Consider the following 11,876-nt stretch of genomic DNA (forward strand, 5'->3'; position numbering starts at 1 on the left):
GCCGCTGCAACCGATTTGGATAATGAACCAAGCCCCGTCTCGGGCGTCGTGATACGCCCATGCGAGGAGCTGAGGTTCATGACGCGGACACTGCTTGCGGCGATGGTCGCAGTATCGACCCTGGCCATGGCCGGCCCGACCCGTGCCGAGGAGCCAGCCCTGCGCGCCGAGCCGCGGCCTGGCGCCGCAGCCAATGCCGGGGACCATTCCGGACGGGTCCAGCAGGGCCGGGCTTCCTATTACGGCCAGCAGTTCAACGGTCGCCGCATGGCGAATGGCCGCCCCTTCCGGCTGGATGCCCCCGTCGCGGCCAGCAAGACCCTGCCGCTCGGCACGACCGCGCGGGTGACCAACCGGGAGAATGGGCGCTCGGCCACGGTCCGGGTCGAGGATCGCGGCCCCTATGTCCCCGGTCGGAACCTCGATGTCAGCCCGCGGGTCGCCGACCAGCTCGGCATGCGCCGTGACGGCGTCGCGCCGGTGGAGATCGCCCCGGTCGAGGTGCCCCAGCCGGATGGCTCCATCCGCCCGGGCGCCGCGGCGGGCGGACGGAGCCAGGCCAGGCGCTGAGGGCCCGGCCCGGCGCTATTCCGGGCTGATCCCCGTGCGCTGCAGGACCGGCTCCCAGCGGCGCCGGTCAGCCTCCAGCGCCGCGCTCAGCTCGGCGCGGCCGAGATAGGCGGGATCGAAGCCGCGTTCCATCAGCAGGGTGCGGAAGGCCTCGTCCGCCATGACCTCGCGCGCCGCGGTCTCCAGCGTCGTCACGATCGGCGCCGGGGTCTGGGCCGGCGTGGCGAAGGTGTACCACAGCTCCGCCGCATAGCCCGGCAGCGCCTCGCCGATCGTGGGCAGCTCGGGCCAGGCGCGGGCCCGCTCGGCGGCGGTATTGGCCAGGGCCCGCACCTTGCCCTCGCGGATCAGCGTCTCGACCGCGCTGACGGAGGCGAACATCACCTCCACCTCGCCGGTCAGCAGGCCGGTGACGGAAGGGCCGGTGCCGCGATAGGGGACATGCACGATCCGGGTGCCTGCCAGGTCATCGAACAGCGCCGCGGCCAGGTGCTGCGCGGTCCCGGCCCCCGGCGTCCCGTGGTTGAGCTTGCCGGGATTGGCGCGGGCATAGGCGATGAATTCCGCCAGGTTGCGCACCGGCACGGCGGTGTTCACCACCAGCAGCATCGGCGTGCTGGCGAAGCGCGCGATATGCACGAAGTCCCGCTTCCAGTCGAAGCCGGGATTGCGGAACAGCAGGTCGCTGATGGCGATCCCATTGCCCGTGAACAGCGTCGTGTAGCCATCCGGCGCCGCCTGCGCCACGGCAGCCTGGCCGATATTGCCACCGGCACCACCGCGATTCTCGATCACCACTGTCTGGCCCAGCCGCTCCGATAGCGCGCGGGCGACGAGGCGGCCGAGATTGTCGGTGCCGCCGCCCGGGGTGAAGGGCACGACGAGGCGGATCGGCCGTGAAGGGTAGGTCTCGGCGCGGGCGGCGCCGGCCCAGGCCAGGGCGGCGGCGAGCGACAGCATGCTCCGTCGCGCAAGGGACGGAGTCTGGACGGGGTGCATGGACGGTTCCTCCTGGGTTCTTCCGGCTTCTGCCGGTTGTCGTTCAGTCGCGGCGGGGCTTCCGGGGGCCGGTGGCCAGCAGGCCCGCCTCCTCCAGCCCGGCGATCTCCTCCTCGGCCAGGCCAGTGGCGCGCAGCACCGCCCGGTTGTCGGCGCCGAGGCCATGGCAGGCCTCCCGCACCGAGAGCGGGCGTCGGCTGAGGCGGAAGGGGATGCCCTTGGCCGGCCTGCCATCCGGGCTGCGCAGCACGGCGGTGCCGCTGGCGAAATCCTCGGCCGCGGCCAGGGCCATGCCGTCGCGCACCGGTGCGCTGCCGCCGCTCCATTCGGCCCGCCAGCCCCCCGCGCCATCCGGCACCACGCGCTCCGCCGGGTCCGCCGGATCGGCATTGCCATGGCGGGGCGAGGGCGTGCCCGCCGCTGCAGCGATCAGCTCCTCGCCGAGCAGGAAGCTGGTCAGCTCGCGCTGGGAGAGGTCGAGATGCGCGCCCTCTCCCGTGCGATCCCGCTCCAGCAGCGCCGCGAGGACGGCGCCGGCGGCGAAGAGGCAGACCACTTGGTCCGGGTAATTCACGTCGCGGCCGGTGATCACCGGGGCCTCGCCGGCGCCGGTCAGCGCCGCCAGGCCGCCCGTCGCCTCGAGCGTCGAGCCGAAGGAGACCATGTCGCGGTCCGGTCCGTCCTCGCCCTGGCTGGAGACGCTGGCGATGATGAGGCGCGGGAAGCGGCGGCGCAGATCCTCGACGCCGAGCCCCCATTGGGCCAGCACGCCGCGCCGGTAATTCTCGATCAGCACATCCGCCCCGGCCAGCAGCCGCAGCAGCACCTCGCGCCCGCGCGGGTGTTTGAGGTCGAGGCAGACCGACTGCTTGCCGCGATTGGTGAAGCCATAGGCCGGCGAGCGATTCCACCAGTCGGTGTCCGGATCCGCCCCGTCCCAGTTGCGGAAGGGATCGAGCGCGCCCGGCCCCTCCACCTTGACCACCTCGGCGCCGAGATCGAGCAGCAGGGTCGAGGAAGCGGCGCCGGCGGTCAGCCAGCCGAGATCGACCACGCGGATGCCGGCGAGCGGCAGGGCGGCGTCAGGCGGCATCGGCGGCCTCCGGCTGGATGCGCGCGCCGTTCCAGGACAGCGGCAGCCCTGGCGTGCCGTCCGGCGCCAGGAAGCCGCGCGCCTGATTCTGCGGATCGCGCAGCAATTCCACCGGAGCCAGGACCGGGCCGATCGGAATGCGCCGGGCCTGGGCGGCGGCAGTGATCTCCGCCCGGCTGCGCGCGGTGAACCAGGGGGTGATAACGCTGAGAAATTCGGGGCGGTGCTCGGCCCGGCCGGCGGCGGTGGCGAAGCGCGGCGCCTGCAACCGTTCGTCGCCGAGCATGTTGCGCAGCGCCGGCCAGTCCTTGTCCTGAAAGACCAGGGCGACATGGCCGTCGCTGGCCGGCATGGTGTGCCAGTTGTTGCGGGCATTGCCGCGGGTCGGCGCGGCGCCGAGCACCAGGACTCCGGCCGCGACCTTCCAGTTCAGCCAGGCGGTGACGTCGAAGAGCGAGACATCCACCACCTCCTCCCCACCGGCCCGCAGCGCCGCGAGCAGGCCGGTGCAGGCCGCCAGGCCGGCGGCATAGGCCACCTGATGCCCGGCCAGCCGTGCCGGCGGCCCGCCTGCCTCGCCGACGATGCCAAGGAGGCCCGAGAGGGCGAGCAGGCCGAGCTCGCTCATCGGCGGATCGTCGCCGGGGCCGAAGACCGAGATCCGGGCGCGGATCGGCACCGCATCGGCCTGCGCCTCCAGGGCCCCGCTATCGCCGATCGCCATGTCGAAGCGGCCGCTCGTCGGCCCGCGCCGCTTGCCGGCATTGAGGAACCGGTCGAGCGCCGAGCCCCCACCGGGCAGCAGCGGCGGCTGCGTGGCCAGCGGCTCGCCGCCCGCCGGCAGCGGCCGCACCACCTCCGCCCCATAGGCGGCGCAGAGGCGCGCGGCCATGGCGGCCGCCAACCCATGCGGCCGCTGGGCGCAGAAGGCGCCAAGGTCCAGCACCCGTTTCCCCGCGAGCGGCGCCACCATGGTCAGACGCCCTGGCCGGGATTCTTGACGCCCGCCGCGAAGCGGGCGCTGCCCTCGGCCTGGGCCGTGGTCTTAGAACGGATTGTGAGGTTCACCATCTGGCCGTGATCCATGGCTTCCTGCCAATCGGTGATGATCGCGGGGATGCGGTCGAGCGCCTTCTTGCTTTCGGTCAGCGCGACGGCATCGAATTGCGCGATCTTCTGCGCCAGCGCGGTGGCGGTCGGGAGCAGCGTCTCCGGCTCCACGCATTGGTTCACCATGCCCCAGCGCTCGGCGGTGGCGCCGTCGATGCGGTTGGTCGTTAGCACCAGCCAGGCCGCCTGCTTGCGCGTCACGCCCGAGAGCTGGATCGCCGGTCCCGCCATGCCGGGATAGGTGGAGAAGCCCATCTCCGGGCAGCCGATGCTGGCGCGCGTGCTGGCGATGGCGAGGTCGCAGACATTGATCAGCGTTGCGCCGCCGCCGAGCGCGAGGCCGTTCACCGCGGCAATGAAGATGGCGGGATGCGCGCGGATCGCCATGTTCACCGCGATCCACTCCTCGCCGGCATCGTCGAGGCCCTGCTCGCGGTCCTGCTCACGCTCCTTCAGGTCCATGCCGGCGCAGAAGCTGCCGCCGGTGCCGGTCAGGACGATCGCCCTGGCCTCGCCGCGCAGGGATTCGAAGGCGCGCAGCAGGCCGCGGCGGCTGGCGCGGTCCATGGCGTTGCGCTTCGCCTCGCGGTCGATGCGCAGCTCGGCCCAGCCCTGGTGGCGGGTGAGGATGATGGGATCGGCCATGGCGGCTCAGGCCTCCGGACCGAATTGCGGAAGCAGGAAGTCGCCCGGCCCGCCGGGGAAGCGCACCGCGAGGCGCATGCCGATCCGCGCCTCGGCCGCCGTCATGCCGTCGAGATTCGTGAGCAGGTAGGGCCCTTCCTCCAGCTTCACCATGGCGACGGGATAGGGCAGCTCATCCTTCATGCCGTCGAAATACTTCTGGTGGAACACCACGAAGGACCACAGCTCGCCGCGGCCCGAAGCGGTGACCCATTCCCAGTCCGGCCGGCCGGTGAAGGGCGAGACCGGGCCGGGCGGGAAGAAGCAGCGGCCGGTCGCGGTGCAGCGCTGCAGCACCAGGCGCCGCTCGCGGCAGGCGTCCCAGAAGGTCCGATTCCAATTGTCGATAACCGGGGCGGGGCGAGTGGCGAGGCTCATGCGTCCCTCCGCAGGATCAGGCTCTGGGCGATATTGGTGGCGCAGATGTACTGCATGGCCTGGGCGTTCGGGATCTGCCGGTCGCCGCAGTCGTCGCGCAGCTGCCGCACGCATTCGGCGATGATGCCCCAGCCCTGCATGTAGCTGTCCGAGAGATGCCCGCCGGAGGTATTGGTCGGCCAGCGCCCCCCCTTCGCCCCATCGGTGCCGAGCTGCAGCGTGCCGTCGCGCACAAAATCGCCGCTCTCGCCCTGTTTGCAGAAGCCCAAGCCTTCCAGGCTGAACATCACCGTCGGCGAGAAATTGTCGTAGATGCCGAGGCCCTGGATGTCGTCCCGCCCGAAGCCGGCGCGGTCATAGACGCTGCGGGTGGCGCTGAGATTGGGGTACCAGAAATCATCCGCCGGGGCGCTGCCGTAGTGGAAGGCATCCTGCCGCGCATAGCCCGAGAGCAGCACCGCCGGCCGCCGCAGATCCCGCGCCCGCTCGGCGCTGGTCATGATCCAGGCGACGGCGCCGTCATTGATGAGGCAGTAGTCGAGCAGCTTCAGCGGCTCGCAGATCGGTCGCGCCGCGGCATGGTCCTCGAGCGTGATCGGGCGGCCATGCATCACCGCATCGGGGTTGAGGCAGGCATGGTGGCGGAAGGCGACCGAGACCGGGCCGAGATCGGCATGCGTGGTGCCGAATTCATGCATGTGGCGCTGCCACATCATGGCGTGGATGGCGCCCGGGCTGGTCATGCCCCAGGGCGACCACTGGCTGTCGCCGCCGCCATAGAGCATCCGCACGCTGCGGCCGTTATTGCCGTAGACCAGCGCGATGGTCTCCGCCGCGCCGCTGGCGATGGCCTGCGCCGCCAGCGCCAGCGAGACGCCGGAGAAGCGGCCTGGCGCCTCGGTCAGCAGGCAGTATTGCGGATTGATCCCCATGATTTCGGCGAAGCGTTCGTAGCTGGGGATGCGGTTCACGATCAGCCCGTCGATCTCGGAGGGCTTGAGACCGGCATCGTCCAGCGCGGCGTTCAGCGCTTCGCAGCCCAGGCCGTAGCTGTCGGTTTCGGGGAAGTTGCCGTAGCGGGTGGTGCCGATGCCCACGAAGGCGATCTTGTCGCGCAGCGGCCATGGCTGATGGATCGCAGGCGATGCGGGCGATGTGTCGGGTGGCATGGCGGTCCGGCTTCCAGACGTTTCTCCGGCGGCGAGGCTGCGCCGGGGTGGAGGCGGGGGCCAGGAATGAATTGGCGGGGTAGGCCAACCTGGGGTTAGGCTGGCCCATGCGCGACACCCTGCCCCCGCTGGCCAGCCTGCATGCCTTCGTCCTGGTGGCGGAGACTGGCAGCCTGACCACGGCGGCGGATCGGCTGAACGTCACCCAGCCCGCGATCAGCAAGCGCATCCGCGCGCTGGAAGCGCATCTCGGCACCGGCCTGGTGCATCGTGGCGCCAACTCGGTGAGCCTGACCGAGGCCGGGCGCGACTACGCGGCGGCGCTGGGGGAGGCCTTCGCCGCCATCCGCGGTGCCACCAGCGCGATCGGCGCGCGGCCGGAGGGGCCGCTTCGCATCCGCGCCTATACCACCTGGGCGCTGCGCTGGCTGATCCCGCGCCTGCCGCGCTTCCGGGCCCGCCATCCGGGGCAGGAGGTGGAGGTCACCACCTCCATCGCGCCGGTGGATTTCGCCCGCGACCCGGTGGATGCCGCGATCCGCTCCGCCGACCATCCGCCCGCGCCCGGTGCAGAGCGATTGCAGGTGGTGGATGTGGCGCCCTATGCCGCACCGCCGCTGGCCCGCGCGGCCCGGCGCCTGGGGCTGAGTGGCCTGACGCTGCTGGGCAGCCGGGTGCGGCCGGGCGATTGGGAGGTCTGGGCTTCCGCCACCGGCCACCGGCTGCCCGGCGTGCCGCTGCTGTTCGAGAGCACCTCGCTCGCGGTGCAGGCGGCGCTCGAGGGCCTGGGCGCGGTCATCGTATCGCCGATGCTGGTGGCGGAGGATGTGCGCCGCCGCCGGCTGCTGCCCATCGCGCCGGGCGTCGTGGATACGGTTGATTCCTATTGGCTGGTGATGCCGCCCGGCCGTCCGAGGCCAGCCTTGCAGGCCTTCCGCGCCTGGCTGCTGGAGGAGATCGCACACGACCTGTCCGGTGGGGGATGACCGGTCCCGGTTTGGCGCGTTCACGCCCGGCACCAGCCGGAGCCCGAGATGCCGCAGCGTCCTCAGGTCGTCGCCTTCGACGTAATCGAGACCCTCTTCCCGATCCAGCCGTTGCAGGGAGGGTTGGAGGCGCTCGGCCTGCCGCCGCAGATGCTGCAGGCCTGGTTCGCGGCCAGCCTGCGCGACAGCTTCGCGCTGGCGGCAATCGGCGCCTTCCAGCCGCTGCGGGCCATCATGGAGGCGGCCCTGGATGACCTACTCACCCAGCAGGGGCGCACGGCCTCGCCGGCTGCGACATCCGCCCTACTCGATGCCATGGCGACCCTGCCCCCGCAGGCGGACGCGGTGGAGGCGGTCGCGATACTGACCACGGCCGGGTTGCGGGTCATGGCGCTGAGCAATGGCGGCGCGGCGGCGACGGAGAGCCTTCTGCGGGGCGCCGGCTTGCATGAGAGGGTGGCGCCGGTGGTCACGACGGCGGAGGTGCGCCTCAGCAAGCCCCGGCGCGAGGTCTATCTCCACGCCGCCCAAAGGGCCGGGGTCGAGCCCGGGCGGCTCATGCTGGTGGCGGCGCATCCCTGGGATACGAATGGTGCCAAGGCGGCGGGGCTGCTGGCGGCCTTCGTCGCCCGCGGCCGCCCCTATCCGGCCATCCTGACGGCGCCCGATCTGCAGGGCGATGGCTTGGCCGATGTCGCGCGGGCGATCATCGCCCTGTCGGATTGAGAGAGCAGCCATGGAACAGCGGCTTCATCGCATCGAGGTCGAGACGCGCGGGCGCGGCTTGGTCGACATCACCGGCCAGGTCTGCCGCTGGGCCGGGGCACAGGGAATCGGCACCGGCCTGCTGACGATCTGGTGCCGGCATACCTCGGCCTCCCTGCTGGTGCAGGAGAATGCCTCGCCGGAGGTCCGGACCGATCTCGAAGCCTTCCTCCGGCGCCTCGTGCCCGATGGCGGCGATGGCCGCTACCGGCATGAGGAGGAGGGACCGGACGACATGCCGGCCCATATCCGCGCCGCCCTGACGCAGACCCAGCTCTCGATCCCGGTGGATGATGGCCGGCCCGTGCTCGGGACCTGGCAAGGTGTCTATCTCTACGAGCACCGGACCAGCCCGCATCGGCGCGAACTGGTGCTGCATCTGCTTGGCGAGGCGGCGGGGCCGTAAGGCGTCCTCAGCGCGATTGCGCCGGCCTGCTGCGGGATCGCTTAGCGGCGATCTGCGCCAGCGTCACCGGCCGAAACTCCCAGACATCGACACCGACATCGGTCTGGCGCGTCATCGGTGCCAAGCGGCCATGGCTATGGCCATGCAGGTTGAGCCAGCCGCGGCCCATATTGCGCCAACTGCGGAAGGGGTAGTGGCAGAGGACGAGGCCGACGCCGCCCAGCTCGATCTCGGCATAGGCCTGGGTGCTCGCCCAGCCGGCCAGCTCCGTCGTCGCCGGTGGATCGTTGTTGCCGGCGACCAGATGCTTGCGGCCGTGCAGCCGGACGAGCAGATCCGCCATCGCCGCCGCTGGCATGCCGAGGGCGAAATCGCCGAGATGCCAGACCTCGTCCTCGGGACCGACGGTCGCGTTCCAGCGCTCCAGCATGGCCGCATCCATCGCGGCCAGGGAGTCGAAGGGACGCCGGTAGAAACCTCGCGCCCCGGCATGGCCGAAATGGGTGTCGCTGGTGAAGAAAACGGCCATGGCACTGCCCGGTCACCTCGCTTCGCGCCAAGCGCCCGAGGGCCCGCTATCGGTCCAGCCTGCCGCTAGGCCGCATGGTGCAGCCCCACCGGCGTCGCTCCTGCCGGCACCTCGTCGCAGGTGGTGCGCCGCAGCTCGCGTGCCTCGTTCAGGTCGTAGCGGCGGCCGCGATGCAGCGTCGCGCGGTTGTCCCAGATCACCAGGTCGCCGGGACGCCATTCGTGCCGGTAGCGGAGATGCGGCTGGGTCGCGTGCTCCAGCAGATCCAGCAGCAGCATCTTCCCCTCGGCCACCCCCATGCCGAGGATCCGCCGCGCATGGATGCCACAGAACAGCACCTTGCGGCCGGAGCCGGGATGGATGCGGACCAGCGGCCAGACCACCGCCGGCAGCGCCGCCAGCTGCTCCGGCGTATAGTCGGTGTCGCCGAGCAGGGTCATGCGGGAATGCAGCGCGAAATGCTCGGCCTCCAGCCCCTCCACCTGGCGCTGCAGCGCCGGCGGCAGCGCATCCCAGGCGGCGCGGAGATCGACATATTCCGTCTCCCCGCCCCAGCTCGGCAGGGTCACGGCCGAGAGCATGGAATAGGAGACGGCCGGGGCCTGGAAGCTGCTGTCGCTATGCCAGAGCTGGTTGGCAAGGCCGCTGACCACCTTCTTGCTGTCGCGCGGCAGCGGCCGCCCCTCGGCATCGAGGTTGGAGATGTCGATCAGCGTCGCCTCGCGCATCCGCTCGGCCCGGCCACCGATCTTCTTCAGGCCGGGATTGAGCGGCCCGAATTGCCGGGCCATCGCCACCTGCTGCTCCTGCTCCATCAGCTGGTCGCGGAAGACCAGCACGGCATGCTGGTCCAGCGCCTCGACCACCGCTCGGACCTCCTCCGGGCCCAGGGGCTGGCGCAGGTCGAGGCCGCTGGCCTCGGCGCCGAAAACCGGGTGCAGCGGGCGGAGCGTGAGCGTCATGGCCGTTTTCTCCCTTTACCGCCGAGTCTAACCATTCGGGGAAGGCGATGCGAGGCCCCTTCCCGCCCCGCCCGGGCATGCTAAGGCTGGACCAGCGCAACAGGCGGGACGGGTTCTTGAGCCTCTGGGGCAAGATCATCGGCGGGGTGACGGGGTTCATGACCGGCGGGCCGCTCGGCGCCGTGGTCGGGGCGGCGCTCGGCCATGCCTCGGACCAGGGGGTCAATCCGCTGGGCTCGCTGTTCGGCCGCTCCGCGGTGCGGCAGGCGGCGGATGCGGCGGCGCTGCTCGGCAGCCGGGAACAGCTCTTTGCCATCACCGTCGTGGTCCTGGCCGCCAAGCTCGCCAAATGCGACGGGCCGGTGAAGCGGGCCGAGATCGACGCCTTCAAGCGGTTGTTCCGTATCCCGCCCGAGAACCTGCGCGAGGTGGCCGCCCTGTTCGACCAGGCGCGCGACAGCGCCGACCCGGCGGAGCCCTTCGCCCAGCGACTGGGCGAGGCCTTCCCGGACAACAAGGGCATGCTGGAGGACGTGCTGGCCGCCCTCTTCCAGATCGCCCTCGCCGATGGGCCGCTGACCAAGGCGGAGCTGGCTTTCCTGCAGGGTGTGCAGCGCGGCTTCGGCCTGGATGCCCGGGCCTGGGAAAGGGCGCGGGACGGGCAGACCTCGCGGGCCACCGGCGGCGGCAGTGGCGGCGGTGCCATGGCCGAGACCGGACCCGACCCCTATGCGATCCTCGGCGTCTCCCGCGATGCCTCGGACGAAGCGCTGCGCCAGGCCTGGCGGCGGCTGATGCGGGAGAACCATCCGGACAGCCTTGCCTCGCGCGGCGTGCCGGCGGAATTCGTCAAGCGGGCAACGGAAAAGGTCGCGGAGATCAACGCCGCCTGGGACCGGGTGAAGCGGGAGCGGAAGCTCTGAGGATCATCGACGCGCCGAGCCCGAACCAGGATGCACGGCCGGCGGAGATGCCGGTCGATATCCTGCTGCTGCACTATACTGGGATGCAGAGCGGCGCGGCAGCGATCGCCCGGCTGCGGGACCCCGAGGCGCGCGTCTCCTCTCATTACGTGGTCGAGGAAGATGGCGCGGTGTTCCGGCTGGTGCCGGAGGAGCGGCGCGCCTGGCATGCGGGCATTTCCCACTGGCGCGGCCGGTCGGGATTGAACGACCGCAGCATCGGGATCGAGATCGTCAACCCTGGCCATGAATGGGGCTACCGCCCCTTCCCTGCCCTGCAGATGGCGGCGGTCTGCGACCTCTGCCTCGGCATCCTCGGCCGGCATCCGATCGCGGCCTGGGATGTGGTCGGGCATAGCGACGTGGCGCCGGACCGCAAGCAGGATCCGGGCGAGTTCTTCGACTGGCAGGGGCTGGCGGCGAATGGCGTGGGGCTCTGGCCCGCGGCGCCGGGGTCCGCGCCAGGGGGGACTGAAGCCGACGCGGCGGCGCTGCTGGCGGCGATCGGCTACCGGCCGGACCTGCCGCTGCCGCTGCTGCTCAGCGCCTTCCAGCGCCGCTGGCGGCCGGCGCGGGTGGATGGCTTGGCCGATGCGGAGACGCTCGGCCTGCTGGCCGCGGTCGCGGCGCTGCACCCGCCCTTCGGGCATTGACGCGGGCGCCCTGGCCGGCGCATCAGGGCGCCGCGTCAGGTGGCTGGGCGGCCGCTGGCATCGCTGCAAGGCGGTGCTGGAGGAAAGTCCGGGCTCCACGGGAATACGGTGCCGGCCAACGGCCGGCGGGGGTCAAACCCCAGGGAAAGTGCCACAGAGAAGAGACCGCCGGGCCGCCGCAAGGCTGTCCGGCAAGGGTGAAACGGTGCGGCAAGAGCGCACCGCGCCCCTGGCAACGGGGGCGGCAGGGCAAACCCCACCGGGAGCAAGGCCGAATAGGGGTGACCGGCGAGCGTGGGCTTGGCCCGCGTGGCGCAAGGGCGTTCCCGCCCCGTCGCCCGGGTTGGCCGCGTGAGGCGCGCCGCGAGGCGCGTCCCAGAGGAATGGTCGCCTCGTCCCCGGTTTTCCGGGGGCGGACAGAACCCGGCTTACAGGCCGCCTGACGCACTTTCTCCCCAGGCCTGTCCACAGATTTTTCCACCAGCGGGCCGGTCCGCTGAAAGAACAAACCGGGTAAGTATAACATATTGCTTTCGACACTAGATGATTTCTACCGCGAACTCGATACCGGCTCATAAGCGCTTAGGAATCCGCCAATTTATCCGTCACG

General features: G+C 71.3%; 14 protein-coding genes and 1 other RNA gene. 7 read left to right on the forward strand and 8 right to left on the reverse strand.

The annotated features are described in order from the left end of the window. The first annotated feature begins 78 nt into the window (after positions 1-78). Positions 79-570: a septal ring lytic transglycosylase RlpA family protein gene (locus JMJ55_RS12310; protein ID WP_236033649.1), complete on the forward strand. Its 492-nt coding sequence runs from the start codon at positions 79-81 to the stop codon at positions 568-570. A gap of 15 nt (positions 571-585) precedes the next feature. Here the strand turns inward: JMJ55_RS12310 and JMJ55_RS12315 are convergent, their stop codons facing one another. From JMJ55_RS12315 to JMJ55_RS12340, 6 genes are read right to left on the reverse strand one after another with little or no spacing between them, the layout of a single operon-like run. After that, on the reverse strand, positions 586-1,569 hold the full coding sequence (locus JMJ55_RS12315; protein ID WP_202825846.1) for a Bug family tripartite tricarboxylate transporter substrate binding protein: 984 nt from the start codon (positions 1,567-1,569) through the stop codon (positions 586-588). A 43-nt stretch (positions 1,570-1,612) separates the two neighbouring features. Beyond that, the gene (locus JMJ55_RS12320) at positions 1,613-2,662 is read right to left on the reverse strand and encodes a CoA transferase (RefSeq protein WP_202825847.1); all 1,050 of its coding nucleotides are present in this window, start codon (positions 2,660-2,662) and stop codon (positions 1,613-1,615) included. Next, positions 2,652-3,635, reverse strand: a complete 984-nt coding sequence (locus tag JMJ55_RS12325; protein WP_202825848.1) for a CoA transferase — start codon at positions 3,633-3,635, stop codon at positions 2,652-2,654. Before JMJ55_RS12325 ends, JMJ55_RS12320 begins: the two co-directional genes overlap by 11 nt. A gap of 2 nt (positions 3,636-3,637) precedes the next feature. Then, on the reverse strand, positions 3,638-4,417 hold the full coding sequence (locus JMJ55_RS12330; RefSeq protein WP_202825849.1) for an enoyl-CoA hydratase/isomerase family protein: 780 nt from the start codon (positions 4,415-4,417) through the stop codon (positions 3,638-3,640). 6 nt (positions 4,418-4,423) lie between these two features. Further along, a complete protein-coding gene (locus JMJ55_RS12335; RefSeq protein WP_202825850.1) occupies positions 4,424-4,834 on the reverse strand; it encodes a Zn-ribbon domain-containing OB-fold protein in 411 nt (136 codons plus the stop codon). Next, positions 4,831-6,003 carry a thiolase C-terminal domain-containing protein gene (locus JMJ55_RS12340; RefSeq protein WP_202825851.1) on the reverse strand — a complete coding sequence of 391 codons (1,173 nt, stop codon included), beginning with the start codon at positions 6,001-6,003 and terminating at the stop codon, positions 4,831-4,833. The genes JMJ55_RS12335 and JMJ55_RS12340 overlap by 4 nt, the downstream gene beginning before the upstream one ends. Before the next feature lie 107 nt (positions 6,004-6,110). On the opposite strand from JMJ55_RS12340, the gene JMJ55_RS12345 reads away from it, so the two are divergent. Genes JMJ55_RS12345 through JMJ55_RS12355 form a run of 3 tightly spaced genes read left to right on the forward strand, consistent with a single transcriptional unit; the run spans position 6,111 to position 8,160 of the window. Next, positions 6,111-6,989 carry a LysR family transcriptional regulator gene (locus JMJ55_RS12345; RefSeq protein ID WP_202825852.1) on the forward strand — a complete coding sequence of 293 codons (879 nt, stop codon included), beginning with the start codon at positions 6,111-6,113 and terminating at the stop codon, positions 6,987-6,989. 48 nt (positions 6,990-7,037) lie between these two features. Next, positions 7,038-7,715: an HAD-IA family hydrolase gene (locus JMJ55_RS12350; RefSeq protein ID WP_202825853.1), complete on the forward strand. Its 678-nt coding sequence runs from the start codon at positions 7,038-7,040 to the stop codon at positions 7,713-7,715. Positions 7,716-7,725: 10 nt separating this feature from the next. After that, positions 7,726-8,160 carry a secondary thiamine-phosphate synthase enzyme YjbQ gene (locus tag JMJ55_RS12355; protein ID WP_202825854.1) on the forward strand — a complete coding sequence of 145 codons (435 nt, stop codon included), beginning with the start codon at positions 7,726-7,728 and terminating at the stop codon, positions 8,158-8,160. A 7-nt stretch (positions 8,161-8,167) separates the two neighbouring features. Here the strand turns inward: JMJ55_RS12355 and JMJ55_RS12360 are convergent, their stop codons facing one another. Next, positions 8,168-8,689, reverse strand: coding sequence for a metallophosphoesterase family protein (locus JMJ55_RS12360; protein WP_202825855.1), 522 nt, complete (start codon positions 8,687-8,689; stop codon positions 8,168-8,170). Positions 8,690-8,754: 65 nt separating this feature from the next. Then, positions 8,755-9,651 carry a TauD/TfdA dioxygenase family protein gene (locus tag JMJ55_RS12365; RefSeq protein ID WP_202825856.1) on the reverse strand — a complete coding sequence of 299 codons (897 nt, stop codon included), beginning with the start codon at positions 9,649-9,651 and terminating at the stop codon, positions 8,755-8,757. 116 nt (positions 9,652-9,767) lie between these two features. On the opposite strand from JMJ55_RS12365, the gene JMJ55_RS12370 reads away from it, so the two are divergent. From JMJ55_RS12370 to rnpB, 3 genes are all read left to right on the forward strand, one after another. Beyond that, positions 9,768-10,574, forward strand: coding sequence for a TerB family tellurite resistance protein (locus JMJ55_RS12370; RefSeq protein ID WP_202825857.1), 807 nt, complete (start codon positions 9,768-9,770; stop codon positions 10,572-10,574). 47 nt (positions 10,575-10,621) lie between these two features. Next, the gene (locus JMJ55_RS12375) at positions 10,622-11,266 is read left to right on the forward strand and encodes an N-acetylmuramoyl-L-alanine amidase (protein WP_202825858.1); all 645 of its coding nucleotides are present in this window, start codon (positions 10,622-10,624) and stop codon (positions 11,264-11,266) included. A 35-nt stretch (positions 11,267-11,301) separates the two neighbouring features. After that, positions 11,302-11,713: RNase P RNA component class A (gene rnpB / locus JMJ55_RS12380), an RNA gene on the forward strand. Positions 11,714-11,876: the final 163 nt, after the last annotated feature.

The sequence above is a fragment of the Belnapia mucosa genome, from assembly GCF_016775475.1.
Taxonomy (GTDB): Bacteria; Pseudomonadota; Alphaproteobacteria; order Acetobacterales; family Acetobacteraceae; genus Belnapia; species Belnapia mucosa.